20 protein-coding genes are annotated in these 24,956 nt (G+C 67.9%); 12 read left to right on the top strand and 8 right to left on the bottom strand.

Annotation, left to right across the window (positions count from 1 at the left end; translation table 11 throughout):
- Nucleotides 1-55 precede the first annotated feature (55 nt).
- Genes ET475_RS15975 through ET475_RS15965 form a run of 3 tightly spaced genes read left to right on the top strand, consistent with a single transcriptional unit; the run spans nucleotide 56 to nucleotide 4,693 of the window.
- Nucleotides 56-337 (top strand): hypothetical protein, encoded by a 282-nt coding sequence (locus ET475_RS15975; RefSeq protein WP_242497671.1) that lies wholly within the window; start codon nucleotides 56-58, stop codon nucleotides 335-337.
- Nucleotides 338-369: 32 nt separating this feature from the next.
- Nucleotides 370-1,707 carry a type I glutamate--ammonia ligase gene (glnA, locus tag ET475_RS15970; protein ID WP_129392543.1) on the top strand — a complete coding sequence of 446 codons (1,338 nt, stop codon included), beginning with the start codon at nucleotides 370-372 and terminating at the stop codon, nucleotides 1,705-1,707.
- A 7-nt stretch (nucleotides 1,708-1,714) separates the two neighbouring features.
- A complete protein-coding gene (locus tag ET475_RS15965; protein ID WP_129392540.1) occupies nucleotides 1,715-4,693 on the top strand; it encodes a bifunctional [glutamine synthetase] adenylyltransferase/[glutamine synthetase]-adenylyl-L-tyrosine phosphorylase in 2,979 nt (992 codons plus the stop codon).
- A gap of 69 nt (nucleotides 4,694-4,762) precedes the next feature.
- Here ET475_RS15965 and nhaA read toward each other — a convergent pair whose 3' ends face one another.
- On the bottom strand, nucleotides 4,763-6,634 hold the full coding sequence (nhaA, locus tag ET475_RS15960; protein ID WP_129392537.1) for a Na+/H+ antiporter NhaA: 1,872 nt from the start codon (nucleotides 6,632-6,634) through the stop codon (nucleotides 4,763-4,765).
- Nucleotides 6,635-6,714: 80 nt separating this feature from the next.
- Nucleotides 6,715-8,139 (bottom strand): type I glutamate--ammonia ligase, encoded by a 1,425-nt coding sequence (glnA, locus tag ET475_RS15955; protein ID WP_129392534.1) that lies wholly within the window; start codon nucleotides 8,137-8,139, stop codon nucleotides 6,715-6,717.
- A 126-nt stretch (nucleotides 8,140-8,265) separates the two neighbouring features.
- Here glnA (ET475_RS15955) and ET475_RS15950 point away from each other — a divergent pair, with 126 nt between their 5' ends.
- Nucleotides 8,266-8,694 (top strand): RDD family protein, encoded by a 429-nt coding sequence (locus ET475_RS15950; protein WP_242497670.1) that lies wholly within the window; start codon nucleotides 8,266-8,268, stop codon nucleotides 8,692-8,694.
- A 4-nt stretch (nucleotides 8,695-8,698) separates the two neighbouring features.
- On the opposite strand, the gene ET475_RS15945 is transcribed toward ET475_RS15950, so the two are convergent.
- A complete protein-coding gene (locus ET475_RS15945) occupies nucleotides 8,699-9,409 on the bottom strand; it encodes a DUF4191 family protein (RefSeq protein WP_129392531.1) in 711 nt (236 codons plus the stop codon).
- A 116-nt stretch (nucleotides 9,410-9,525) separates the two neighbouring features.
- Here ET475_RS15945 and ET475_RS15940 point away from each other — a divergent pair, with 116 nt between their 5' ends.
- Nucleotides 9,526-10,776 carry a hypothetical protein gene (locus ET475_RS15940; protein ID WP_129392528.1) on the top strand — a complete coding sequence of 417 codons (1,251 nt, stop codon included), beginning with the start codon at nucleotides 9,526-9,528 and terminating at the stop codon, nucleotides 10,774-10,776.
- A gap of 6 nt (nucleotides 10,777-10,782) precedes the next feature.
- On the opposite strand, the gene sucB is transcribed toward ET475_RS15940, so the two are convergent.
- The 3 genes from sucB to ET475_RS15925 form a co-directional block, all read right to left on the bottom strand.
- Nucleotides 10,783-12,558, bottom strand: coding sequence for a 2-oxoglutarate dehydrogenase, E2 component, dihydrolipoamide succinyltransferase (gene sucB, locus ET475_RS15935; protein ID WP_129392525.1), 1,776 nt, complete (start codon nucleotides 12,556-12,558; stop codon nucleotides 10,783-10,785).
- Nucleotides 12,559-12,622: 64 nt separating this feature from the next.
- Complete coding sequence (lpdA, locus tag ET475_RS15930) at nucleotides 12,623-13,996, bottom strand: dihydrolipoyl dehydrogenase (protein WP_129392522.1); 1,374 nt, start codon at nucleotides 13,994-13,996, stop codon at nucleotides 12,623-12,625.
- A complete protein-coding gene (locus tag ET475_RS15925) occupies nucleotides 13,993-15,456 on the bottom strand; it encodes a leucyl aminopeptidase (protein WP_129392519.1) in 1,464 nt (487 codons plus the stop codon). The genes lpdA and ET475_RS15925 overlap by 4 nt, the downstream gene beginning before the upstream one ends.
- 79 nt (nucleotides 15,457-15,535) lie before the next feature.
- Here ET475_RS15925 and ET475_RS15920 point away from each other — a divergent pair, with 79 nt between their 5' ends.
- The 3 genes from ET475_RS15920 (at nucleotide 15,536) to ET475_RS15910 (ending at nucleotide 18,705) form a co-directional block, all read left to right on the top strand.
- The gene (locus tag ET475_RS15920) at nucleotides 15,536-16,465 is read left to right on the top strand and encodes a proteasome assembly chaperone family protein (RefSeq protein WP_129392516.1); all 930 of its coding nucleotides are present in this window, start codon (nucleotides 15,536-15,538) and stop codon (nucleotides 16,463-16,465) included.
- A gap of 207 nt (nucleotides 16,466-16,672) precedes the next feature.
- On the top strand, nucleotides 16,673-18,010 hold the full coding sequence (locus ET475_RS15915) for an RNA polymerase sigma factor (RefSeq protein WP_129392513.1): 1,338 nt from the start codon (nucleotides 16,673-16,675) through the stop codon (nucleotides 18,008-18,010).
- Nucleotides 18,007-18,705, top strand: a complete 699-nt coding sequence (locus ET475_RS15910; protein ID WP_129392510.1) for a coenzyme F420-0:L-glutamate ligase — start codon at nucleotides 18,007-18,009, stop codon at nucleotides 18,703-18,705. The genes ET475_RS15915 and ET475_RS15910 overlap by 4 nt, the downstream gene beginning before the upstream one ends.
- Nucleotides 18,706-18,708: 3 nt before the next feature.
- Here the strand turns inward: ET475_RS15910 and ET475_RS15905 are convergent, their stop codons facing one another.
- Nucleotides 18,709-19,728: a sugar-transfer associated ATP-grasp domain-containing protein gene (locus tag ET475_RS15905; protein ID WP_129392506.1), complete on the bottom strand. Its 1,020-nt coding sequence runs from the start codon at nucleotides 19,726-19,728 to the stop codon at nucleotides 18,709-18,711.
- 78 nt (nucleotides 19,729-19,806) lie between these two features.
- On the opposite strand from ET475_RS15905, the gene ET475_RS15900 reads away from it, so the two are divergent.
- Genes ET475_RS15900 through ET475_RS15890 form a run of 3 tightly spaced genes read left to right on the top strand, consistent with a single transcriptional unit; the run spans nucleotide 19,807 to nucleotide 22,479 of the window.
- Nucleotides 19,807-20,823 (top strand): sugar-transfer associated ATP-grasp domain-containing protein, encoded by a 1,017-nt coding sequence (locus tag ET475_RS15900; protein ID WP_129392502.1) that lies wholly within the window; start codon nucleotides 19,807-19,809, stop codon nucleotides 20,821-20,823.
- Nucleotides 20,824-20,827: 4 nt separating this feature from the next.
- Nucleotides 20,828-21,454 carry an alanine racemase C-terminal domain-containing protein gene (locus ET475_RS15895; RefSeq protein WP_129392499.1) on the top strand — a complete coding sequence of 209 codons (627 nt, stop codon included), beginning with the start codon at nucleotides 20,828-20,830 and terminating at the stop codon, nucleotides 21,452-21,454.
- Nucleotides 21,451-22,479, top strand: a complete 1,029-nt coding sequence (locus ET475_RS15890; RefSeq protein ID WP_129392496.1) for an alanine racemase — start codon at nucleotides 21,451-21,453, stop codon at nucleotides 22,477-22,479. Before ET475_RS15895 ends, ET475_RS15890 begins: the two co-directional genes overlap by 4 nt.
- Before the next feature lie 4 nt (nucleotides 22,480-22,483).
- Here ET475_RS15890 and ET475_RS15885 read toward each other — a convergent pair whose 3' ends face one another.
- On the bottom strand, nucleotides 22,484-22,705 hold the full coding sequence (locus ET475_RS15885) for a DUF7455 domain-containing protein (protein ID WP_129392493.1): 222 nt from the start codon (nucleotides 22,703-22,705) through the stop codon (nucleotides 22,484-22,486).
- 165 nt (nucleotides 22,706-22,870) lie between these two features.
- Between ET475_RS15885 and ET475_RS15880 the strand changes: the two genes are divergently transcribed.
- Nucleotides 22,871-24,940 (top strand): DNA gyrase/topoisomerase IV subunit B, encoded by a 2,070-nt coding sequence (locus tag ET475_RS15880; RefSeq protein WP_422879921.1) that lies wholly within the window; start codon nucleotides 22,871-22,873, stop codon nucleotides 24,938-24,940.
- Nucleotides 24,941-24,956 lie beyond the last annotated feature (16 nt).

The raw sequence follows: 24,956 nt of genomic DNA, 5'->3' as shown, positions 1-24,956 counted from the left end.
CCAAGGGCGCGTCGGAGGCCACGCCATGTGTCACCTTCTCAGTAGGATCGAGGGTGTGGCCCGGCATGCGGGCGACACCGCAGCGGTACGCCGCAACAGCTTCGTGGGAGGCGCCATGGCCGACAACGACGACAAGTACTGGTACAACCTGAAGACCCGGCAGGTGGAGCGCGGAATGCAGTCACCCGCCCCCGACCGTGCGGGCCCGTTCGACACGGCCGAAGAGGCCGAGCGGGCGCCGGAGATCATGCGCGAGCGGTCGCGACAGTGGCAAGAAGACGAGCGCCGGGAAGACTCCTGGGGCTCGGGAGCACCCGACACGGGAATCGAAGGCTGACGCCCGCGGGCGCGACCGGCTGAGGAGAGAGCATGGACAAACAGCGCGACTTCGTGCTGCGCACGATCGAAGAACGCGGAGTGAAGTTCGTCCGGCTATGGTTCACCGACGTGGTGGGCACGCTGAAGTCGGTGGCGATCGCTCCGGCCGAGGTGGAGGGAGCCTTCACCGAGGGAATCGGGTTCGACGGCTCGGCGATCGAAGGACTGACCCGCTCCTACGAGTCGGACCTCTTGGCAAACCCCGACCCCACCACGTTCCAGATTCTGCCGTGGCGCGGTGAGATCGATCCCACCGCGCGAATGTTCTGCGACATCACGACGCCTGACGGTCAGCCCGCCGTCGCCGATCCGCGAAACGTCCTCAAGCGCACTCTCGCCAAAGCCAGTGATGCGGGCTTCACGTTCTACACGCATCCCGAGATCGAGTTCTACCTGCTCAAATCGAGCCGGTACGGGCCAGAAGGTCCCGAACCCGTCGACTCGGCAGGCTACTTCGACAACGTCCCTGGGGGGACCGCGCATGATTTCCGGCGCCGCTCGGTACGGATGCTGGAAGACCTGGGCATCTCGGTGGAGTACAGCCACCACGAGGGCGGGCCGGGTCAGAACGAGATCGACCTTCGCTACGCCGACGCTCTGACCACGGCCGACAACATCCAGACGTTCCGTACCGTGGTCAAAGAAGTGGCCATCGAGCAGGGCGTGTACGCGACGTTCATGCCCAAGCCTCTCAGCGAGCAGCCCGGCAGCGGCATGCACACGCACATGTCGCTTTTCGAGGGCGATGTGAACGCCTTCTACGAAGAGGGCGCGCAGTACCAGCTCTCGCGTGTGGGAAGACAGTTCATCGCCGGCCTGCTGCGCCATGCCAACGAGATCTCCGCTGTGACGAACCAGTTCGTCAACTCGTACAAGCGGCTGTGGGGTGGCGACGAAGCGCCCAGCTTCATCTGCTGGGGGCACAACAACCGCTCCGCGCTGGTGCGCGTACCGATGTACAAGCCGAACAAAGGGCAGTCCTCGCGCGTCGAGTATCGTGCCCTGGACTCGGCTGCCAACCCGTACCTGGCCTTCGCCCTCATGCTGGCGGCAGGTCTGAAGGGCATCGAAGAGGAGTACGAGCTGCCCGCCGAGGCCGAAGACAACGTGTGGTCGCTCACACCGGGTGAGCGCCGGGCACTGGGCTTCGCTCCGCTTCCGTCGAGTCTCGAGCACGCTCTGGAGTACCTCGAAGAGTCAGAGCTGGTCGCCGAGACGCTGGGGGAGCAGGTGTTCAACTACGTGCTGCTGAACAAGCGGCGCGAGTGGGAGGAGTATCGCTCACAGGTGACGCCGTTCGAACTGCGGCGCAATCTGGAGATGCTCTGATTCGGCCATGGCCGATCGCGCCTCGGGTCTGACCGCCCTCGCCCGACTCGGGTTCACCGCGCTGGCCGAAGCTGACGCGCGGCTCGACGAGCTCTCGCAGGCGACCCGGCTCGATCGTGACGTCCTGGCGGCGGGCGCCTCGGCGGCCGCCGACCCCGACGGCGCGCTCGAGGGAGTGCTGCAGATAGCTCGGCGCGACGATAGCGCCGTGCGGCAGGTGCTCGGCAACGCCGACCGCGCGCGCGGGGCATGGGCATTGCTGGGAGCCTCACGTGGGTTCGTCGATTTCTATCTGCGGCATCCCGAAGAGCTCGCCGAGCTTGCGCCCTCGGGCACCCCCCTGCCCACCGCCGACGACATGCGCACCGCGCTGCTCGAATCGGTGGCGGCGCGCGATGGCTTCGCCGCCGACGGGTCAGAGGCGGCCTGGGTGGCGCTGCGGGTGCGGTATCGCCGGATGCTGGCGGCCATCGCCGTGCACGATCTCGGTGCCGACGACCCTGTGGATGCGGTGAAGGATGTCGCGGCCGCCCTGGCCGACGCGGCCGGTGCCGCGCTGGAGGCGTCGCTGTGCGTGGCACGCACCCGGCTGACCGACACCCTCTCGATGTTTCCGCGCGCCGACGTGGCGGCGACCTCGTTCGCGGTCATCGGCATGGGCAAGTGCGGCGCCCGCGAACTGAACTACGTCAGCGACGTCGACGTGATCTTCGTCGGCGGACCGGCCGACGACAGCATCGGTGAGTCGCGTGCCGTGGATGTCGCCACCCGGCTGGCCGTGCAGACGATGAACGGCATCGCGGGGATGGAAGTGGAGCCCCCACTCTGGGAGGTGGATGCCAACCTGCGCCCCGAGGGCAAACAGGGCGCCCTGGTGCGCACGCTCGAGTCGCACCTGTCGTACTACGACCGATGGGCGCACAGCTGGGAGTTCCAGGCGCTGCTGAAGGCTCGCCACGTCGCCGGAGATGCCGATCTCGGCAACCGCTACGTGCAGGCGGTGCAGGAACGGGTGTGGTCCAGCGCCGCCCGCGAGAATTTCGTCGACAGCGTGCAGCACATGCGCGAGCGGGTCACCGACAACATCCCCGCCGATGAGATCGCCCTGCAGATAAAGCTCGGTCCCGGCGGCATCCGTGACATCGAGTTCACCGTGCAGCTGCTGCAGCTCGTGCACGGGCTCACCGACGAGGGCATTCGGCAGCGGGGCACTCTCGACGCCCTGCGGGCCCTTGTCGCCGAGGGCTATATCGGCCGGGAGGATGCCGCGGCTTTCGACCGCGATTACCGGATGCTGCGGGTGCTCGAGCATCGCGTGCAGCTGCGCGGGCTGCGCCGCACGCACCTGATGCCCGAACGCCCGGAGGAGCTGCGGGTGCTCTCCCGCGCGAGCGGACTCGCCGAGACCGGCGACGGTGTCTGGAGGCTCTGGGAGCGGGTCAAGCGCGAGGTGCGCGACATCCATGTGCGGCTCTTCTACCGCCCGCTGCTGTCGGCGGTGGCCGCGCTTCCCGAAGAGGAGCGCACCCTCTCGGCGGCGCAGGCGCACGATCGTCTTGCCGCGATCGGCTTCACCGACCCGGCCGGCGCCCTGCGCCACATCGGAGCCCTCACGACCGGGATAAGTCGCAAGGCGCAGATTCAGCGCCACCTCATGCCGATCATGCTGCGCTGGTTCGCCGACGGTGTCGACCCCGATTATGGGCTGCTCGCCTTCCGGCGGATCAGTGAACGGCTGGGCGACACGCCCTGGTTCCTGCGGATGCTGCGGGACTCGTCGGGAGCGGCCGAGAGCTTGACCCGCGTGCTGTCGGGCTCGCGCTACATCGGCGAACTCATGGAGTGGATCCCCGAGTCGGTGGCCTGGCTGGATGGGGATGCCGCGCTGAAGCCGCGTACGCCCTCGGCGCTCGCCCAGGAGGCCACCGCCATCCACACCCGTCATGCGGATGCCGCGGCGGCAGCGCGTGCGGTGCGCGGGCTGCGCCGCCGCGAACTGCTGCGCACCGCGATGGCGGCGGTCTTGGGCGTGATCACCGTGGAGGAGCTGGCGGCAGCGCTGACGACGATCACCGATGTGACGCTGCGCACACTGCTGCTCGTGGTGTACCGGGATGTCGTGCCCGAGGCAGAGCGCTCGCTCGAGTTCGCCATTATCGGGATGGGGCGCTACGGGGGCGCGGAACTCGGCTTCGGATCCGACGCGGATGTCTTGTTCGTGCATCGGGCAGGTGGACTCGATCAGGAACGGGCGCAGACTCTCGCCCGGGCGATCGTCGCCGGATTGCGTCAGCACTCTGAGGATCACAAGACACCGCTCGACCTCGATGCCGATCTGCGCCCGGAGGGGCGCAACGGGCCCTTGGTGCGGTCGTTGGACGCGTACCGCGAGTACTACCGGCGCTGGTCGTTGTCGTGGGAGGCCCAAGCGCTGCTGCGCGCACGCGCCGTCGCCGGAAGTCCCGCCCTGCTCGACGACTTCATGGCTCTGGCCGACGGCGTGCGCTATCCGGCGCAGGTGGACGTTGCGGGGCTGCGCGAGATCAGGCGGATCAAGGCGCGGGTCGAATCCGAACGACTGCCGCAGGGGGCGGCTCCTGAGCGGCACCTGAAACTCGGCCCTGGCGGGCTCAGCGACGTGGAGTGGCTCGTGCAGCTGGTGCAGCTGCAGCACGCGCACGATGTGCCGGCGCTGCGGACCACCTCGACGCTGGGGGGCCTTGCCGCTGCCACCGACGCCGGGCTGGTTCCGCCACCCTCGGCGGAGCGGCTGATCGCGGCGTGGCGACTGGCCAGCAGGCTGCGCTCTGCGCATACGCTGCTGTCGGGCCAGACAAGTGATGTCTTACCGGCCGATCGCCGAGCCCTTGATGGGATCGGGCGGCTGCTGGAGTATCCGCCGCATTCGGCCACAGCCGTGGAAGAAGCGTGGATGCGGGCCTCACGCCGCGCGCGGCGCGTTTTCGAGCAGCTCTTCTACGGCTGATCCGGGTGCGATCGGATGCGGCATCCTGGTGCCCGCCGCGGCACGCCGCACAGAGGGCGCGGCGTGCAGTCACTGGTGTTCGGGGCCTGCCGCCTCCAACGCGTGGATGAGTGACTGGGCGTCGTAGGGGCCGACGTGTCGACGGCCGTTGACGAACAGCGTCGGCACCGAGATGATCCCCATGGCCTCGGCATCCAGTACGTCGTCCTGTACCCGGCCGGTGACATCCGGTGACGTCAGATCTGCCTCGAACCTGTCGACATCCATCCCCAGCTCGGTGGCGATGCGGACGATATCGGACGGACGCTGATTCTCCTGATCGGCGAACAGCGCCCGCTCGAACTCGAAGAACCGGCCCTGCAGGTCGGCGGCCTCCGATGCCTCGGCGCCGGCGAGCGCGTTCGGGTGATACCGCTGCAGCGGAGCATGTCGCCACACGTATCGGAGTCGGTCACCGAGTTGTTCGTGGACCTGCTGGATCGATCCCGACGCCTTCAGACAGAACTCGCACTGGAAGTCGCCGTATTCGACGATCGTGTAGGGGGCGTCGTCCGGTCCGAAGACGTGGTCCCGCGCCGATGACACCGGGCGTACGAGGATTTGTCCGAACTCGTGCGAGGGATGGATGGCCTCGGCGACACGGAAGATGATCGTCGCGAGGAGGAAGGCGATGAGGGATGCCGCGAGCACACCGACACGCGCGTGGTTCTGCACCTGCGGGTCGGCGATGGCGAGGTCGACGATGAAAAGCGAGATGGTGAAGCCGATGCCGCACAATGCTGCACCGCCGGCGAGGCCGGGAGCGGTCAGCCCCGGTCCGAACTCGCCGACGCGCACGAGGCGCAGCAGTGCGGTCGAGCCGAACACCCCGATGAACTTGCCCAGCACCAGGCCGACGATGATGCCCCAGGTGACGGGGGAGCGGAGGGCGGCGAGAAGGATGTCGCCGGTGACGACGACGCCCGCATTCGCCAGGGCGAACAGCGGCAGGATCACGTAGGCGACATAGGGCGAGGAGGCAGACTGCAGCCGTTCGTTGATCGAGATCGACTCGCGCAGACTGTTCGCGGCCGCTCTCGCATATTCGGTGTTGGGCGACTGCCGGAATGTGCGGGCAAGCTCCAGTGCGTGCTCGACATCGCGGCGATTGGGTCGGTAAACCGGAATGAGAAGCGCTATGGCCACGCCGGCAAGGGTCGGGTGGACCCCCGATGCGAGGAACGCGAGCCAGACGATGACGGCGAGTGTGCCGTAGACCGGCCCCCGGCCGCCGCGCAGGAAGCGCGTGAAATACACGCCCACCAGTCCGATCGCGGCGATGATCAGTGGGAGCGGGGTGAAGTTCTCGGTGTATACGAGCGCGATGATGCTGAGTGCGCCGATGTCGTCGACCACAGCCAATGCCAGCAGGAACACCCGTAAGCGGCCCGGGACGCGCGGTCCGATGAGAGCGAGGGCTCCGACGAGGAAGGCGGTGTCGGTGGAGATGACCAGTCCCCACGCGCTCGTGTAACCGGTGCCGTGGACGATGAGCACGAACAGCACCGCCGGTATCGCGAGACCGGCGACCGCCGCGACGACCGGAACCACAGCTCGGGCCCAACTGGTCAGCTCGCCGATGGCGAATTCGCGTCGCACCTCGAGCCCCACGGTGAAGAAGAAGATCGCCATGAGTGCATCGTTGACCAGTGCGTGCACGGTGAAATCGAGCTGCAGATCAGCGACGCCGACGACCAGGTGCATCCCCCAGAAGTCTTGGTATGACGTGGTGGCCGCGTTCGCCCAGATGATGGCCGCTGCGGTGGCCGACAGAAGGGCCCCGGCGCCGATGCGGGCCTGACCCACCGCCCGCACCTTCTCAGCGATCGACCGGTGCCGGCCCGCGTCCTGCGCGACGGTTTCGGGGTCGGGTGATGTCTGGATCACGGTCAGGTCGCTCATGGAGGCATTCTCCTGTGCCGTCGCGCCGCGCGAAAGAGCCCCCGAGCGTGGGCTCGGAGGGCTCTTGGGCGGTACGACGATCAGACCCCGAAGTAGAGCTCGTACTCGAAGGGGTGCGGACGCTGCGCGAGCGGCTTGATCTCGTTCTCGATCTTGTATTCGATCCAGGTCTCGATGAGCTCCTCGGTGAACACGCCGCCCTCGAGCAGGAAGGCGTGGTCGGCGGCCAGAGCGTCGAGCGAGTCCTGCAGCGAGTTCGGCACCTGAGGAATGCCCTTGGCCTCCTCCGGGGGCAGCTCGTAGAGGTCCTTGTCGATGGGCTCGTGCGGCTCGATGCGGTTCTTGATGCCGTCCAGGCCGGCCATCAGCTGCGCCGCGAACGCGAGGTACGGGTTGCCCGAGGCATCCGGCGCGCGGAACTCGATGCGCTTGGCCTTCGGGTTCGAGCCGGTGATCGGAATGCGGATCGCCGCCGACCGGTTGCCGGCCGAGTACACCAGGTTCACGGGAGCCTCGAAGCCCTTGACCAGCCGGTGGTAGCTGTTCAGCGTGGGGTTGGTGAACGCCAGGACCGAAGCCGCGTGCTTCAGGAGACCGCCGATGTACCAGCGTGCGATGTCGCTGAGCCCGCCGTAGCCCTTCTCGTCGTAGAAGAGCGGCTCGCCGCCCAGCCACAGCGACTGGTGGGTGTGCATGCCCGATCCGTTGTCACCGTACAGTGGCTTGGGCATGAAGGTGGCGACCTTGCCCCATTCCTCAGCCGTGTTCTTGACGATGTACTTGAACTTGAGGATGTCGTCGGCCGCGTGCACCATCGTGTCGAAGCGGTAGTTGATCTCCTGCTGCCCGCCGGTGCCGACCTCGTGGTGGGCACGCTCGAGGATCAGGCCCGACTCGATGAGGTTCAGACTGATGTCGTCGCGCAGATCGGCCGTCTTGTCCACCGGCGAGACGGGAAAGTAGCCGCCCTTGAAGGGCGTCTTGTTGCCCAGGTTGCCGCCCTCTTCGACCCGGCCGGTGTTCCAGGCACCCTCTTCGGAGTCGACGGCATAGAAGCTCGACTGCGACGTCACTTCGTAGCGCACATCGTCGAAGATGTAGAACTCCGCCTCGGGTGCGAAGAACGCGGTGTCGGCGATGCCCGTGGAGGCGAGGTACTTCTCCGCCTTCTTGGCGACCTGACGCGGGTCCTTGCCGTAGATCTCGCCGGTGCGCGGGTTGTAGATGTCGAACAGCATGATCAGCGTCTTGGCCTCGCGGAACGGGTCGACGTACGCAGTGGTGACGTCGGGGATCAGCTGCATGTCCGACTCGTGGATGTTCGCGAAGCCCCGAATCGACGAGCCGTCGAAGAGCTGACCGAGGGTGAAGAACTCCTCGTCGACGGTCGATGCGGGGATGTTGAAGTGCTGCTGCACACCAGGAAGGTCCGTGAAGCGGATGTCGAGGAATTTCACGTCCTCGTCCTTGATGAACGCCAGCACCTCGGAGGGATCGTTGAACATGTGTTCTCCAGTTCGGGTGCGGATGATCGCCCTGCGGGCGCCACTGAAACTACCCGGAAGCCGTTGCCCGGGAGTGTCTGTGATGTTTCCGGCATGTTACACGGGTACCCCGTTTAGGCTGGGTGGGTGCCCGACGCGACCTTGCCCTCCCACCCCGGCGAACGACTTGGACTGCCGGCGACCGGGCCGGGCAGCATCGGGCGCTTCGGACGGCGACTGGGCGCTCTGGCGATCGATCTCGCCTGTGCCGCGCTGATCGGCTACGCCTTCTTCCACCACGTCGATGCGGTGACCGGGATGCCGGTGGCCGACCCGCTGGCGACGAACATCGTGTTCGCCCTCGTGCAGATTGTGTTCATCCCCACCATCGGCGGCAGTCCTGGCCACCGGCTGGTCGGGCTGCGGCTGGTGCGTGTGCAAGGCGGCTGGGTCGGCCTGTGGCGACCCATCGTGCGCACGGCCCTGCTGTTCCTGATCGTTCCTGCGCTGATCTGGGATGCCGATCAGCGCGGGTTGCATGACAAGGCGGCCGGAACCGCCCTCGTGCGCACCTAGGGCGTCAGCGCGGGCGCGGGGCGCGCGCCTTCATCGGGTCGATGCCCTTGGGGATCGGCAACGACGCCAGCGACTGCGAGACCGAGTCGATGCGCTTGATGACGGCGGCCTGGGTAGTGCGGTTGATGGCTTTGGGCAGCTTCTTGATCGTCTTGGCCAGATCGGCGATGGCGACGTCGCCTTCGCCGTGCCCCACGTAGAACACGTTCACCGGAACACCGCTGGCGACGCGCTTGGCCTTGGAGCGCTCTTCATTGACAAGTCGTGTCAGACGGCCCCGCGCGCCCTCGCCGACGACCACGACGCCGCCGCGGCCGACGGCGCGGTAGACGGCATCCTGTGTTTTCGGGTTCACACCCACCGGCGTGTCACTCGCGGTCCAGCTGCGTCCGAGTGAGGTAGACAGCACGTGCCCGGCAGCGCCGGGGCGTCCGTCGATCTTTTCGTACATCGCCTTGGTCGACAGTCGGGTCAGGACCATCAGCCCGGCGAGCACGCCCAGCAGCAGACCGGTGACGCCCCAGAGGATGATGCTCCACAACACGCCGGGTGTGAGGAGGATGCCGATCAGGATGCCGACGCAGATGCCGACGATGAGAATGCCGATCTCGGCCCAGAGCAGCCAGGGGAAGACCTCTTTCGTGAAGACGAAGAGGGACTTGAGCTGTGCGAAGAAGTTCGGCTTCTTCTCGGGCTGGGAACTGCGTGCGGCCATGACACCAAGCCTACCTTTCTCTCGCGACTCCTCCCCAGTCGGGCACCTGCCGGCAGTTGTGCACAGATCGTGGGGGATGGCCACACGCGCATGCGCCCTCCGGAGACACTGGGGAGATGAGCATGACGAATGCGCTTCCGGCCGGACCCCGAGGGATTCGCCGCCTGCAGGTGCCTGATGCGCCCTGGAACGGCGTGCTCGCACACACCGCCGAGGGAGCGCGATGCATGTTGGTCGAGCCGGGCGAACTCGGCGACGATGTGGTCTGGCGGCACTCCCGGTCGGGTCATCTCGCGGTCGCGGAAGACCTCGTGCGCACGCCGGAGGGGCATCTCGTGCAGCTCCCGGTCTGCACGCAGCGGCTGGGGGCCTTCACGGCTCGGCGCCGGGCGGGAGAGATCCCACTGTCGCCGGGAGAGGCGATCACCCTCGCCGTCAGCCTGCTGCGTGGCACAGCAGAGCTCGTGGCCGCCGATGCGAGCACCGCCCGCGGGCAGTGGTGGCTGGCAGAAGACGGGCGTCCGGTTCTGGTCGGCGGGGGAGAGCAGTCAGCAGCGGATGCGGCGGCCGAGCTGATCGCCGATGTGCGCGCCGATCTCAGCGGCGCCGTGGGCGTGGGGTTGGACCACGCTGCTGAGGTGCTCGCAGATCCGCGTCGATTGCAGCGGGAGGCGGTGGTGGTCGAGGCCGAGCTCTTCACCGCTGCCGAGGCCGAACCGCTGGCGACCTCGGTGTTCGCCCCCGTGCGCGCCCGGCAGGCTGCCATCGCCGATGGTGCCGCCACCGACGCGGGAACGCAGCGAGCCCGGCCGTGGGACGCGCTTCTCGCCCGCGTGGACGGCACCGTTCCCGAGATCGCCTCGAATCTGGTCACGGCGCTCTGGCGGCGGCTGCGCGTCGACCGGCCGCGGCCGCAACGGCGCACGAGACCGGTGATCGCCGCCCTGGCGGTCGCGGCCGTGGTGTTGGGCGTCGGCATACTCTGGCCGCAGGCCGGCGAAGAACCCGCCACGGCCCAGCCGCGGCATCCCTCGCCGTCGGCCACGGTGAAAGCCTCGCCGACACCCACGGCGCAGGCGACCGCCGCACCGCTCGCGCAGGTGGCCGTGCGCCTGCTCGATCGCCGTGCGGCATGCGCAGATGCGCGCTGTCGGGCAGCGACTCAGGAAGACGCGGATGCGGTGTTCACCGGCGATGTCTCCGCCGAGGGGAAGCGCCATGTGACACTGCTGGACGATTTCGGCGGCGCCGCCGTGCTGCGGGTGGATACCGTCGGCCAGCCCGAGCGTCTGGCCGTGATGGTGCTGAAGAACGGCGAATGGCTGCTCCGCGACATCACAGAGGTCGCGGAGCAGCCAGAAGGATGAGGCCGGTCAGATGCCGAGATTCGCCTCGAAGTCGCCGCTCTCGAGGCGGGCCTTGACCGCCCCCAGGAAGCGGGCGGCATCGGCGCCGTCGACGATGCGGTGATCGTACGACAGCGCAAGGTACACATACGAGCGGATCGCGATGGCGTCCTTACCGTCGATCGAGACGACGCCGGGGCGCTTGACCACCGTGCCTGTTCCCAGGATCGCCGACTGAGGCAGGAACACGACGGGCGTGTCGAACAGCGCACCGCGCGAGCCGGTGTTGGTGATCGTGAAGGTGCCGCCGGCGAGCTCGTCGGGCTTGAGCTTGTTCTCCCGCGTGCGAACCGCGAGATCGGCGATCTCGTGGGCGATGCCCGCGATGTTCTTGCTGCCCGCGTCGCGCAGAACCGGTGTCAGCAGGCCGCGTTCGGTGTCGACCGCGATCGACAGGTTCTCGGTCGCCGGATAGACGATCTGATCACCGTCGACGGTCGCGTTGACGATCGGGAACGCCTGGAGTGCCTCGGCGGCGGCCAGCGTGAAGAACGGCAGGAACGACAGCTTGTCGCCGGTCTTGGCCTGGAAGTCGCCCTTGACCCGGTCGCGCAGGGTGGCCAGACGGGTGACATCCACCTCGACCACCGTGGTCAGCTGAGCCGTCTGCTGCATCGAGGCGACCGCGCGCTCGGCGAGCACCTTGCGCAGGCGCGACATCGGCTGAGTCGTGCCGCGCAGCGGCGAGACCTCGAGCGGCGCCGGCGCGACGGGAGCGGCAGAAGCGGGCTGCTGGGGCGCCTTGGCGGCCTCTGCGGCCTTCAAGACGTCTTCCTTGCGGATGCGTCCGCCGACCCCGGTGCCGGTGACGGTGGCAAGATCGACGCCCTGCTGCTGTGCGAGGCGGCGCACCAGTGGCGTCACATACGTGAACTCCTCGTCGCCGGCCGCCGGCGCGGCCGGCTGTGCCGGCGTAGCCGGGGGAACGGTGGCAGGGCCGGCAGGTTCGGGCTGCGCGGGTGCCGCAGCGCGCTCGGGAGCCGGCGCGGGCTCAGCAGGTGCCGGAACGGGCTCAGCGGGCGCCGGCGCGGGCTCAGCAGGCGCCGGGGCGCTCTCTGCGGTCGGTGCGGGTTCTGCGGCCGGCGCCGGTGCTGCGGCGGCGCCGGAGCCGATCCGGCCGAGCACCGAACCCACGTCGACGGTCTCGTCCTCCTGGACGAGGATCTCCTGCAGGGTGCCGGCGAACGGCGACGGGATTTCGGTGTCGACCTTGTCGGTGGAGATCTCCAGCAGCGGCTCATCGACCGCGACGTCGTCGCCGACGCTCTTGAGCCAGCGGGTCACGGTGCCCTCGGTGACGCTCTCGCCGAGTTCGGGCAGCACGACGTCTTTGCCGTCACCGTCCGGCGCAGAGCTTGCCGGCGCAGCCTGCTGCGCGGGCGCAGCGGGGGCCTCTTCTGGCGGCGTCGCCGGCGCGGGCTGCTCGGATGTCTCTGCCGGGGCGGGCTCTGCCGGGGCGGGCTCAGCCTCGGCGGCGGCCGCCTCCGGCTGCGCGGCGGTGCCCGAGCCATCTCCGATGTGCGCCAGCACTGCGCCCACCTCGACGGTCTCATCCTCTTGCACGAGGATCTCCTCGAGAACGCCGCTGACGGGCGAGGGAATCTCGGTATCCACCTTGTCTGTGGAGATCTCGAGCAGGCCCTCGTCCTCCTGGACGGTGTCCCCGACGTTCTTGAGCCAGCGGGTGACCGTTCCCTCGGTGACGCTCTCGCCGAGCGCGGGGAGGACCACGGAAGTGCTCATGGGTGTGTCTCCTTCAGAAGCCGATGTCATCTCTAGCTTAGTGATGCGCGTCGCAGGTCACTGTTCACAGCGCGTGCAGCGGTTTGCCCGCCAGCGCCAGGAACGCCTCGCCGAGCGCTTCGCTCTGGGTCGGGTGCGCATGGACCAGGGGCGCGATGTCTTCGGGATGGGCCTCCCATCCCACGGCGAGCTGGCCCTCGGTGATCAACTCGCCGACGCGGTCACCGAGCAGATGCACACCCAGGACCGGACCGTTGGTGGCGCGCACGACCTTGACGAGTCCTGACGTGCCGATAATCTCGCTCTTTCCGTTGCCGGCGAGATTGAACTCGTACGAGTGCACGGCGTCCGCGCCGTGGGCAGTCACAGCCTGCGCCTCGGTGAGACCGACCGACGCGACCTCCGGGCTGCTGTAGGTGACCTTGGGAATCTGCGTCTCGGGCACGGCCACGGGCGAGAGCCCGGCGATCTGCTCGGCCACGAAGATCCCCTGCGCAAATCCGCGGTGCGCGAGCTGCAGTCCGGGCACGATGTCGCCGACCGCCCACACATGCGCGGCGTGCGTGCGCAGCCGGTCATCGACCTGCACGAAGCCGCGCTCGAGGAGCACGCCGGCCTCTTCGAGACCGAGCCCGGCCGTGCTCGGCCCACGACCGACCGCGACGAGAAGGTAGTCGGCGTCGTAGGAGGTCCCGTCTTCCAGCACGACGGACACGCCGTCGTCGGTCTGCGACGCCGAAGCGAATCGCACGCCCAGCGAGAACCCGATTCCGCGCTTGCGGAAAGCACGTTCCAGCCCCTTGCTGAGCGCGACATCCTCATTGGGAACGAGGTGGTCGAGGGCCTCGACGATGGTCACCTCGACGCCGAATGACCGCCACACGCTCGCGAACTCGACACCGATGACGCCGCCGCCCAGCACGATGACACGAGCGGGGATGTGCTCCAGCGCGAGAGCCTGCTCGCTGGTGATGATCCGACCGCCGATCTCGAGCCCCGGCAAACTGCGACTGTATGACCCGGTCGCCAGGATCACATCGGTGCCGCGCAGCACGTCGTCACCGACCTGCACGCCGCGATCGGGCAGCAGATGCCCTTGGCCGTCGACGACCGTGATGCCGCGGGCCTTCACGAGCCCCTGCAGCCCCTTGTACTTCTTTGCGACGATCCCCTCGCGGTACGCACGCAGGGCGTCTGGGTCGATGCCGTCGACATGTGCGCGCACGCCGATGGATGCCGCATCCCGGGCCGCGTCGGCCACCTCGGCCGCATGCAGCAGTGCCTTGGTCGGAATGCACCCGCGGTGCAGGCAGGTGCCGCCGAGCTTGTCTTTCTCGACGAGGGCGACGTTCTTGCCCAGCTCAGCGGCACGCAGCGCGGCGGCGTATCCGCCGCTTCCGCCGCCGAGCACGACGACGTCGAAGCTTCGCTCGCTCATCGCTGCACCCCCTCGAGGAACGCAAGCAAGGCCCGCACCGTGGCGCCGGTGGCCCCCTTGTCGGTGAAGCCGTACCCGCTGCCGCCGTTCTCTCCGGAACCGGCGATGTCCAGATGCACCCACGGGATGCGCTCGGATGTGTCGTCGTCAGAGGTGCGCCCCACGAACCGCTGCAGGAACAGCCCGGCGAAAAGCGAGCCGCCCGCGCGATCACCGATCTTGGCGTTCTGCAGATCGGCGATGGGGGATTCCAGCTCCTTCTCCATGTGCGGGGGAAGGGGAAGCCGCCAGGCGAGCTCGTCGGCCCGGTCAGAGGCGGCCAGGTATTCCTCGACGGCCGCATCGGAGCCCATGACCCCGGTGTGTCGTGTTCCCAGTGCCACGATGATGGCGCCGGTGAGTGTGGCCACGTCGACGAGCACATCGGGATGCTCGCGACTGGCCGCGGCCAGACCATCGGCGAGCACCAACCGGCCCTCGGCGTCGGTGTTGAGCACTTCGACGCTGGTGCCGTCGCAGATGCGCACCACATCGCCGGGCCGGATCGCCGACCCCGACGGCATGTTGTCGGCGATGCACATCCACGCCGTGACCCGCACGGGCAGCTCCCGCGCGGCGGCTGCGCGGATGACGGCGAGAACGGTGGCGGCACCGGTCATGTCGAACTTCATGCCCACCATCGATGCCGGCGGTTTCAGCGACAGCCCGCCGGTGTCGAAGGTGATGCCCTTACCCACCAGGGCGATGTGACGTGTCGCCTGGGCGGGGGAGTAGTCCAGGCGCACCAGGCGCGGCGGGCGCTGGGAGCCCTGTCCGACTCCGAGGATGCCGCCGAAACCACCGTCGGCCAGCGCCGCCTCGTCGTACACCTGCACGTCGATCGGCAGTGACGCGGTGGCCTCGAGCGCGCGGTCCACCAGGTCTTGCGGACCGAGCCACTGGGCCGGCGTGGCGGCGAGATCCTTCACGAGCGCCACGGCAGCGGCTGTGGCATCCACGTCACGGATGTCGGTCTCGGTGAGCTCGGCGCCGTGCACGGTCACCTCGGCAGCGGGGCGCTTTCGATCCGAGGCCGACTTGTAGTCGTCGAACCAGTAGCCGCCCAATGCGGCACCCTCGAGCGCCGCACGCTGGAGGCTGCGTGCAGCGCCGGGCACGGCGACGGCCACGGAATCGAATCCCGTGAGTGTGCGCACCGCGGCTCCCACCGCATCGCGGACGTCGGCATCTGACGGCGTCGCCCCCGTGCCCACGACGGCCAGACGATGTGTCTCGGTACTCGGAACCCGTACTATCTCGCCGGCCGAGCCGGCGAAGGCGACCTGCTCCAACGCGTCGGCCAGGCCCGGCCACGGCGTCAGCTCAGGTGAAGCGTCCAGGGGAGGGAGGGCGAGGATGAGCAATTCGGCTTCGGACTCGACCGGAGGCGTCGTGCGCGCGGCCAGCTTCGGAAACGGCATGCCGTCCATCCTACGAGTGCCGTGTTCGCTGTGAGCGGGATGCGCACCCCGCGCGGAATGCTCCTTCTAGAGTGGAACCATGCCCTCATCCGCACCGCTGTATGAGCGTGTGGCAGCCGCGCCGCCCGTGCCGCCCGGTCTGCCGCTGGTCATCGCGCTCACCGGGTTCACGGATGCCGGTGCCGCCGTCGCGCAGTTGATCGCACACATTCGCGACGAGTTGGATCCATTGCCGCTGGTGCTTTTCGACAATGATGTGCTGCTGGACTACCGCGCTCGTCGGCCTCTCGTGACCTTCGACGGCGAGCGGATCACCGACTACCGTCCTGCCAAGCTCGAACTCTCGCTCGTACGCGACACGCTCGGGCAGCGATTCCTTCTGCTGTCGGGATACGAGCCCGATTTCGTCTGGGAGGAGTTCGCCCGCATCATCGTGCGAATGGCGGCCGAATATGAGGCGTCTTCGGTGACGTGGCTGCATGCGATACCGATGCCGGTGCCGCACACCCGACCCATCGGCACGACCGTCAGCGGCACCCGCACCACGCTGACCGCGGCGCATTCGGTGTGGCGACCCCACACGCAGGTTCCGGGAACGATCGGCCACCTGCTGGAGTACCGCTTCGCCGAGGCCGACATTCCGGTGGCAGGCTTCATCCTGCTCGTTCCCCATTATCTGGGCGACACCGAGTACCCCGCGGCGACGCTTGCTGCTCTCGACAGCATCAGCGCCGCCACCGGGCTGGTTTTCGACGGCGACGAGTTGCGGGCTGCGAACCGTGACTATCTGAAGCGGGTGTCGGAGCAGATCAGCGAGAACGAGGAGCTCGGGCGCATGCTGAAGGGCCTCGAGGAGCGCTACGACTCCTACATGGCAGGCTCCACGCAGGCGACGCCGATGGTGCACACCGGTGATCTTCCCAGCGCCGACGAACTGGCCGCAGAGCTCGAGAGGTTCTTGGCCAGTCGACCCGGCGACGACGACAAACGCGGCGGAACACTCGGCTGACGGAATACTGGCCGCCCACGTGGCGTTTTCTTCAGTGACCGAAATCAGCGTACGTCCGGCATTCTGCGCCGGATGTGCGACAATGGAACACCGACCCGTTGTCAACCACCGCCGACCTGGAGTCGTGCGGGGACTTGACAAGGGTCTTACTAGTGTCCGAGAACGACTGGACCCGCGTGACGGCGGGGGTTCGGTGAAAGGCGAGACGTGACCGCAGGCACGAAGACCACCACCCGCGCACGGGCGAAGGACACCGACGTCGACGAGACCGTCGACGAGGCGGTTCCGGCGACCGGCAAGAGCACCGCGAAGACGGCTCCGGCGAAAAAGGCCTCCGCCAAGAAGCCTGCCGCGAAGAAGACGGCGAAGAAGACGTCGGGCACCGCGACATCGGGCGACGAGTTCGACGAGGAAGAGGTGGAGCCGGCGTCATCCGCTGACCAGGCGGCGCCCGCCTCGAAGGCCGCCGCGTCGAAGAAGAGCGATGCGGTCGATGACGACGAAGACGACGAAGACGAGTCCGGCGCCGCGAAGAAGGCCGAGTTCACCGAGCCGCTGCCCTCGGGTGCCATCGTCATCTCGTCGAAGGACGAAGAAGACGTCCCCGTCTATTCGACGCAGATCACCGGTGCGACCGCCGACCCGGTCAAGGACTACCTGAAGCAGATCGGCAAGGTTCCGCTGCTGAACGCGGCCGAAGAGGTCGAGCTGGCGATGCGCATCGAGGCAGGTCTGTTCGCCGAAGAGAAGCTCTCGCACATGTCAGCGGCCGAGAAGTCGGCGCAGCTGGGGCTTGACCTGCAGTGGGTCGCCCGCGACGGGCAGCGCGCCAAGAGCCACCTGCTGGGTGCGAACCTGCGCCTGGTGGTGTCGCTGGCCAAGCGCTACACCGGTCGTGGCATGCAGTTCCTCGACCTCATCCAGGAGGGCAACCTCGGTCTTATCCGCGCGGTCGAGAAGTTCGACTACACCAAGGGCTTCAAGTTCTCCACGTATGCGACCTGGTGGATCCGGCAGGCGATCACCCGTGCCATGGCAGACCAGGCGCGCACCATCCGCATCCCCGTGCACATGGTCGAGGTCATCAACAAGCTGGCCCGCGTGCAGCGGCAGATGTTGCAGGATCTCGGTCGTGAGCCCACCCCCGAAGAGCTCTCCCGCGAACTCGACATGACCCCCGAGAAGGTCGTCGAGGTGCAGAAGTACGGCCGCGAGCCCATCTCGCTGCACACACCGCTGGGCGAAGACGGCGACAGCGAGTTCGGCGACCTCATCGAAGACACCGAGGCAGTGGTCCCGGCCGACGCGGTGGGTTTCACGATGCTGCAGCGCCAGCTCGAGTCGCTGCTCGACTCGCTGAGCGAGCGTGAGGCGGGCGTCATCCGCATGCGCTTCGGCCTCGGCGACGGCCAGCCCAAGACACTCGACCAGATCGGCGACACGTTCGGTGTGACCCGCGAGCGGATTCGTCAGATCGAGTCGAAGACGATGGCCAAGCTGCGGCATCCGTCCCGCTCGCAGTCCCTGCGGGACTACCTCGAATGAGCGCGGAGGCGAACCAGGGCAAGGCCCTCACCGTCTCGCTGGATGGCACCGAGTTCGCCCGCATCCCGATCCGAACCCGGGTGGTCCTGCCCGGCGATGACCTGGATGCCTTCATCCGCGAGTACGCCGCCGAGCAGGTGCGTGCCGGCGACATCCTCTTCGTCACCGAGAAGATCGTGGCCATCACGCAAGGGCGCTCTTTCCCGGTGAAAGACATCACCGCGCGCAGACTCGCCGTGTTCTTGTCGGGTCATGTGGTCAAGACGCCGTACGGAATCGGCCTGGGCATTCCCGAGACGATGGAGATGGCGTTGCGCGAGTGCGGGACGCCGCGCATCCTGTTCGCCGCCGCGGTGGCCGCGGTCACCAAGACGTTCGGGCGCAAGGGCGACTTCTACCGCATCGCCGGCGACAAGGCGCGCGCGATCGACGGGCCGACCAAGCACACCATCCCGCCTTACAACGAGGCGGTTGTGCTGGCCCCCGAGCGTCCGCGCGAGGTGGCCGCGCACCTGCGGCAGCTGTTGGGCGGGGTGTGCGATGTGGCTGTGGTCGACATCAACGACCTGGGTGGCAACATCCTCGGGTCCACCCTCGACCATGCCGGTGAGCAGCGCCTGGTGGCCATCCTCAAAGACAACCCGCTCGGGCAGGGTCACGAGTCCACGCCGCTGGGGATCGTCAGGCCCGCCTGAGCCTCACAGGTCGAGGCCGGTCGCCGCGCGGTAGCGGGGCAGCAGCCCGGTGCGCACCCCCGAGACGGTCGGCTTCATCTGGAACACGCTGGAGTTGTGGTTCGCCTCGATGACGGCGGGGCCTGCGGGCGTGATGGCAACGTCCCACCCCAGGTAGGGGATCTGCGGCAGCCGCCGCGAGAGTCGCTCGACCATTGCCACTGCGTCGCGGTACATCGGCACCGCGAAACCGGCGATCTGTACGCCGGTGATCGGGTGCCGCTCGAAGACGTGGCTCTGTTTGTCGACCGCGGCGTAAAGGGCGACGCCGTGATCGTCGAGCATCGTGAACATGCCGCCGCCGGCGAAGTTGTCGATGACCCCGCCGTTGCCGATGCGCAGCACGCCGGCGATGACGTGGAAGGTGCCCGCCGCATCGAGATAAGTGACCAGGCGCAGCGTGTTGACGCTGTCAGGGTAGAGGGCGGCCAGATCGGGATGCTGCACCAGCACCTCTTCGAGGAGGGTCTGATCGCGCTCGATCTGGCCGGCACGCCATGCGGCGACTTCGGTGATGCCGGCCGTGTCGATGCGATCGATGCCGGCGCCGCCGAAGCCCTGGTCGGGCTTGGCGATCACGTGCTCGTGCCGCGCGAGAAAGTCTTCGACCTCGGGCAGGGCGGCGGTGCGCAGATCGATCCATTCGCGACGGATGTCGTCGGCGAAGTCGCGGTAGAACCGAGGCTTGTCTTCGACGAGGTCGCGGGCATCGGGACTGTTGCGCAGTTTCGTGATGCGGTACGACTTGGGATGCGTCATCCAGGTCTTGCGCTCGCGACGGTTCAGCAGACGGATGTCCCAGACCGCATAGTCGCGAAAGCCCATGTCATAGCGGAACGCACACCACATCATGTCGGCAATGATCACCGGGGTCGGCGCCTTCGACACGCGCCGCACCTGCTCGGTGAACTCCCTCAGATTCGCGGGGCTGAGACGTCGGGCACGGCCGGCCAGATAGCGCAGCCGGACGGCGAGTTGACCCATGCGCACGAACGTATCACGGTGGGCCGAGGCCGCCGTGATCAGGGGGCGCGCAGGCGGTCGCGGCTATGCTGGAACACGATGAAGATCGACCTTGATGCCCGCGTGAAGTATCTGATGCGCCGGGCCCGCCGCTTCTCTCCGTCCCGCGTCACGGGCTTTGCCCGCCAGATCGCCCGGGAGCAGGGAAAGTGGATGCCGGCGGTGGCAATCGACATGCTTTTCAGCGCCGCGTTCCACGACACCGCGTTCATCGACTACTACGAGGCCGACTTCGCCGCGCTGACGCGCAAAGAGCGCAAGACGTTCATGACCTCGCTCGTGCAGCACCACATCGCCGTCAAGCTCAATGACCGCGGGGCGGCCGAGGTCTTCAACGACAAGCGGCGCTTTCACCGCCGGTTCGCCGACTTCACCGGTCGGGAGTGGCTCGATCTCGGCCAGGCAGGCCCCGACGAGCTCGCCCAGTTCGCCACGCGGCATCCTGTGCTCATCGCCAAAGAGCCGATCAGCCGCGAGGGCCACGGCGTCTTTCGATACGACGCCGCCGATGTGAGCGACTGGCCGGCGTTTCACACCGAACTGGTGGCGAAGGGCCAAGTGCTCGTCGAAGAGGCCATCGTGCAGCATCCCTCCCTCGCGGCATATTGCGCAGGAACCGTCAACACGACGCGCCTGGTGTCGTACTTCGACGGCACCGATGTGCACATCCTCTCGCGGGTGCAGAAGTTCGGGCGCGGCGCCGTCAGCGACCAGTTCACCTGGGGCGGGTTCTTCACGATGCTCGACAAAGACGGCCACTCCGTCGGGCGAGGGCATTCGGGCAAGAACAACACCTTCTACGCCGTGCACCCCGATTCCGGGCTCTCGATCGTGGAGTTCCAGGTGCCGCTGTGGAACGAGGTCGTCGCGCTCATCGACCGCGCCGCACGCGTCGTGCCCGAGGTGCCGTATGTCGGCTGGGATGTGGCCGTGACACCGCAGGGCCCCGTGCTCATCGAGGGCAACTGGGTGCCGGGCCTGTACGAGACCCGGGTCACCGCCACCGGCATCCGCACCGGTTCGCGCCCGGAGCACGAAGCCGTCATGACCTGGTGACGGCGTGCCCGACCCGCAGCCCGTACGGGCGCTGATCTCAGTAGAAGCGCTCACGCGTAACGCCCGAAGCGCCGCAGGTGTCGCAGACGTGCGCCGCGATGCGTTCGGCCACGGCCTCGCCCTGTGCGCACCGGTGCTGACCGCGAGCGGTCTCGGCCTGCTGGGTGACGGTGACTCCTCGGAGGGCGAGGTCGTCGACCCGATTCAGCTGTGGGGATTGCCTGGTGGCAGCGGGGTGCCGGTGATGTCGTTGCACGGCAGTGTGCTCAGCACCAAGATCTTGCGCGCGGGTGAAGGGGTCTCATACGGCTACACATTCCGCGCCGCCGTCGACACTCGGGTGGCGCTTGTCTCGGGCGGGTACGCGCAGGGGATCGTCCGTGAGGTGGGCAACCGCGTGCAGGTCGGCGTCGCCGGGACCACCGCGCCCATCGTGGGCCGCGTGGCGATGGATGCCTGCGTCATCGACATCGGCGACCTTGAGGTCGCGTGCGGTGACGAGGTGGTCTTCTTCGGTGATCCTGCCGCAGGAGAGCCGGGACTGGCCGCCTGGACCGAGGCGACCGGGCTGACCGGCGCCGAGATTGTCAGCCTGGCAGGGGCCCGTTCCCGGCGTCGGGGGGTGCGATGAGCGCCCGCGTCGAGGTCGATCTCGAGAAGTTTGCGGCGAATCTGCGCCGAATCCGCGAGACGGTCGCCCCCGCGTCGCACATGCTGGTCGTCAAAGACGATGCCTACGGCCACGGTCTGCCCGCACTCGTGTCGCGCGCGGTCGCCGAACACGTGGAGTGGTTCGGCGCCTTCGACGTGTCCACCGCCCTCGAGGTGCGTGTGCACGGCGGCGAGGGTCCCCGCGTTCTCGCCTGGACCGTCTACGACGACTCCGACATCGATGCAGCGATGGATGCCTCGCTCGAGCTCGGCATCGGCGACAGCGCTCTGCTGGCCCGTGTCATCGCGCGCGCACGTGCGCGTGGCCTGAGCGCGCGCGTGCACCTGAAGATCGACACCGGGCTGCACCGCAACGGATTTCGCGTCGAGGAATGGACGCAGGCTGTCGCGCAGGCACGGGATGCCGCCGCGGCCGGCCTGCTGCGGATCGTCGGGGTGTGGAGCCACATCGCCGAGGCGTCGGAGTCCGAAGACGACGCGGCGCGCGCGGCGTTCCTCGACGCGGCTGCGGCCTTGCCCGAGGCGCCGGTGATGCGCCACCTTGCGGCCAGCGCAGCGGCGTTCGCACGACCGGAATTCCGCTTCGATCTGGTACGGATCGGCGCGTACGCCTATGGCATCCGCCCCGAGGGCGGCCCGCCCGACGCCGAGCTGGGCATCCGCCCCATCGCCACCCTGTTCGGCACTGTCGTGCAGATCGACGGCGAGCAGGCGGTCCTGGATGTGGGAAGCCTCGACGGTCTTGATTCACGCCTGGCCGGCCGGCTCGAGGTCGGCACACCCGAGGGACCGCGGGCGCTGCTGGCCGTGACCGCGACCGCCGCACGGGTGGCGGGCTGGCCGGGTGCCCGGGTGGGCGACGATGTCGCACTGTTCGGCGGGCGGGCGCCGTCCTCTGCCACCGACGCCGCCGAGCTCGTGGGCACTATCGGCGAGCAACTTGTGCTCCGGATCTCGCCCCGGCTACCGCGGCGGTATTGCTAACGGCTCAGACGGTGGCGGTCAGCCGTGCCGTCTCGTCGTGCCACGACGTGGCCACGCTGCGTAGCTTCTCTTCATACTTGCGGCCGTGGTGCGCGCAGAAGAGCAGTTCGCTGCCATTGACGACAGCGGCGATGTACGCCTGAGCGCCGCACGCATCGCAGCGGTCGGCGGCGGTCAGACGGTACTCGGCGAGTTCCTGCTCCTCCGGAGTGGTGAGAGTGTTCATCGTCTGCCTCCTCGAGTGTGTGCGATGGTCCGTTCCCCACATACAACCACGCGCCTGCCGAGAGGATGCCCGGAACGCCGTGCATTTCGCTCACCGCGTAGCAACCCCGACGCGGGCCGTGTGTCGGCGGTCGGGTGGGGATGGGGCTGGATATCCTTGAGGATTGTGACCGCTGAGTACTCTGCCCATCATCTTCAGGTGCTCGAGGGCCTGGAGGCGGTTCGCAAGCGTCCGGGCATGTACATCGGGTCCACGGATTCCCGCGGCCTGATGCATTGCCTGTGGGAGATCATCGACAACTCCGTCGACGAGGCGCTGGGCGGATACGGGTCGCGCATCGACATCCTGCTGCGCGATGACGGCAGCGTTGAAGTGCAGGACCGCGCCCGCGGCATCCCGGTGGACATCGAGCCACGCACCGGACTGTCGGGGGTCGAGGTCGTGTTCACCAAGCTGCACGCCGGTGGCAAGTTCGGAAGCGGCTCTTACACGGCCTCGGGCGGCCTGCACGGCGTGGGCGCATCGGTCGTGAACGCGCTTTCGGAGCGGCTCGATGTGGAGGTCGACCGCGACGGCAAGACCTGGGCCATGTCGTTCCACCGCGGAGAGCCGGGAGAGTTCGCCGGAGACGGACCCGACGCGCCGTTCACGCCGTTCGCCACGGCGAGCAAGCTGCGTGTGGCCGGAAAGGTCGCCAAGGGCGTCACGGGCACCCGCATCCGCTACTGGGCGGATCGGCAGATCTTCACGAAGGACGCCCGCTTCGGGCTCACCGAGCTCGAGCAGCGCGTGCGGCAGACGGCGTTCCTGGTCCCCGGCCTCGAGCTGGTCATCCGCGACGAGCGCGCGGAGGAACCGGTGGAGTCCTCGTACCACTACGAGGGTGGCATCTCGGAGTTCGCGGAGTTCCTCGCCCTCGACGCGCCGGTGACCGATACCTGGCGACTGACCGGTACGGGCACCTTCACCGAGACGGTGCCGGTGCTGCAGCCTTCGGGGGCACTCGTTCCCACCGAGCTCGAGCGCGAGTGCGCGGTCGATGTCGCGCTGCGCTGGGGCACCGGATACGACACCGTGTTCCGTTCGTTCGTGAACATCATCGCCACGCCCAAGGGCGGCACGCATCAGCAGGGATTCGAGCAGGGCCTGGTCAAGGCGGTGCGCACCCAGGTCGAGCAGAACGCGCGGCGCCTGAAGGTCGGCAACGACAAGCTGGAGAAGGACGACATTCTCGCCGGGCTCACCGCGGTGCTCACCGTGCGACTGCCCGAGCCGCAGTTCGAGGGGCAGACCAAAGAGGTGCTGGGCACCCCGGCAGTGCGCCAGATAGTGTCCAACGTGGTCAACAAGCAGCTGCATGCGCGGCTGACCTCGACCAAGCGCGACGACAAGTCCCAGGCCTCCCAGGTGCTGGACAAGGTGGTCGCCGAGATGAAGGCGCGCATCTCGGCGCGCGCCCACAAAGAGACGCAGCGGCGCAAGAACGCCCTGGAGTCGTCGTCGCTGCCGGTCAAGCTCGTGGACTGCCGTTCGAACGACGTCACGGAGTCGGAGCTGTTCATCGTTGAGGGCGACTCGGCGCTGGGCACCGCCAAGCTCGCGCGCGACAGCGAGCACCAGGCGCTGCTGCCCATCCGCGGCAAGATCCTCAACGTGCAGAAGGCGTCGATCAGCGACATGCTCTCCAACGCCGAGTGCGCAGCGATCATCCAATCGGTCGGAGCCGGCTCGGGCCGCACCTTCGATCTGAGCGGCGCGCGCTACGGCAAGGTCATCATGATGAGCGACGCCGATGTCGACGGCGCGCACATTCGCACACTGCTGCTGACCCTCTTCTTCCGCTACATGCGACCGCTCATCGAAGACGGCCGGGTGTTCGCGGCCGTCCCCCCGCTGCACCGGGTCGTGGTGATCAATCCCGGATCCAAGCCCAATGAGACGATCTACACCTACTCCGAACAGGAACTGCATGCGCTGCTGGCGAAGCTGACCAAATCGGGCAAGCGGTGGCAGGAGCCGGTGCAGCGCTACAAGGGTCTGGGCGAAATGGACGCCGAGCAGTTGGCGACCACGACCATGGACCGCTCAGCGCGCACGCTGCGTCGCGTGCGGATCGAAGACGCCGAGGGTGCGGCGCGGGTGTTCGAGATGCTCATGGGCAGTGACGTGGCGCCACGCCGTGAGTTCATCGTCGAATCCAGCGACGACCTGGCCCGCGAGCGCATCGACGCGTAGCGCCCGGGCGCGGCTC

This window comes from Microbacterium protaetiae, assembly GCF_004135285.1.
Taxonomy (GTDB): domain Bacteria; phylum Actinomycetota; class Actinomycetes; order Actinomycetales; family Microbacteriaceae; genus Microbacterium; species Microbacterium protaetiae.
The sequence above is the reverse complement of the archived record's forward strand: the minus strand, read 5'-3'. Positions and strand labels throughout refer to the sequence as shown.

What these genes read in the sequence shown, in the direction of transcription:
- ET475_RS15900 (WP_129392502.1), top strand. Translation starts at nt 19,807, where the DNA reads ATGAAGATCGACCTTGATGCCCGCGTGAAGTATCTGATGCGCCGGGCC.
- ET475_RS15890 (WP_129392496.1), top strand. Translation starts at nt 21,451, where the DNA reads ATGAGCGCCCGCGTCGAGGTCGATCTCGAGAAGTTTGCGGCGAATCTG.
- ET475_RS15905 (WP_129392506.1), bottom strand. Translation starts at nt 19,728, where the DNA reads ATGGGTCAACTCGCCGTCCGGCTGCGCTATCTGGCCGGCCGTGCCCGA.
- ET475_RS15945 (WP_129392531.1), bottom strand. Translation starts at nt 9,409, where the DNA reads ATGGCCGCACGCAGTTCCCAGCCCGAGAAGAAGCCGAACTTCTTCGCA.
- ET475_RS15885 (WP_129392493.1), bottom strand. Translation starts at nt 22,705, where the DNA reads ATGAACACTCTCACCACTCCGGAGGAGCAGGAACTCGCCGAGTACCGT.
- ET475_RS15920 (WP_129392516.1), top strand. Translation starts at nt 15,536, where the DNA reads ATGCCCTCATCCGCACCGCTGTATGAGCGTGTGGCAGCCGCGCCGCCC.
- glnA (WP_129392534.1), bottom strand. Translation starts at nt 8,139, where the DNA reads ATGTTCAACGATCCCTCCGAGGTGCTGGCGTTCATCAAGGACGAGGAC.
- glnA (WP_129392543.1), top strand. Translation starts at nt 370, where the DNA reads ATGGACAAACAGCGCGACTTCGTGCTGCGCACGATCGAAGAACGCGGA.
- ET475_RS15925 (WP_129392519.1), bottom strand. Translation starts at nt 15,456, where the DNA reads ATGCCGTTTCCGAAGCTGGCCGCGCGCACGACGCCTCCGGTCGAGTCC.
- nhaA (WP_129392537.1), bottom strand. Translation starts at nt 6,634, where the DNA reads ATGAGCGACCTGACCGTGATCCAGACATCACCCGACCCCGAAACCGTC.
- ET475_RS15965 (WP_129392540.1), top strand. Translation starts at nt 1,715, where the DNA reads ATGGCCGATCGCGCCTCGGGTCTGACCGCCCTCGCCCGACTCGGGTTC.
- ET475_RS15940 (WP_129392528.1), top strand. Translation starts at nt 9,526, where the DNA reads ATGAGCATGACGAATGCGCTTCCGGCCGGACCCCGAGGGATTCGCCGC.
- lpdA (WP_129392522.1), bottom strand. Translation starts at nt 13,996, where the DNA reads ATGAGCGAGCGAAGCTTCGACGTCGTCGTGCTCGGCGGCGGAAGCGGC.
- ET475_RS15910 (WP_129392510.1), top strand. Translation starts at nt 18,007, where the DNA reads ATGAGCGCGGAGGCGAACCAGGGCAAGGCCCTCACCGTCTCGCTGGAT.
- sucB (WP_129392525.1), bottom strand. Translation starts at nt 12,558, where the DNA reads ATGAGCACTTCCGTGGTCCTCCCCGCGCTCGGCGAGAGCGTCACCGAG.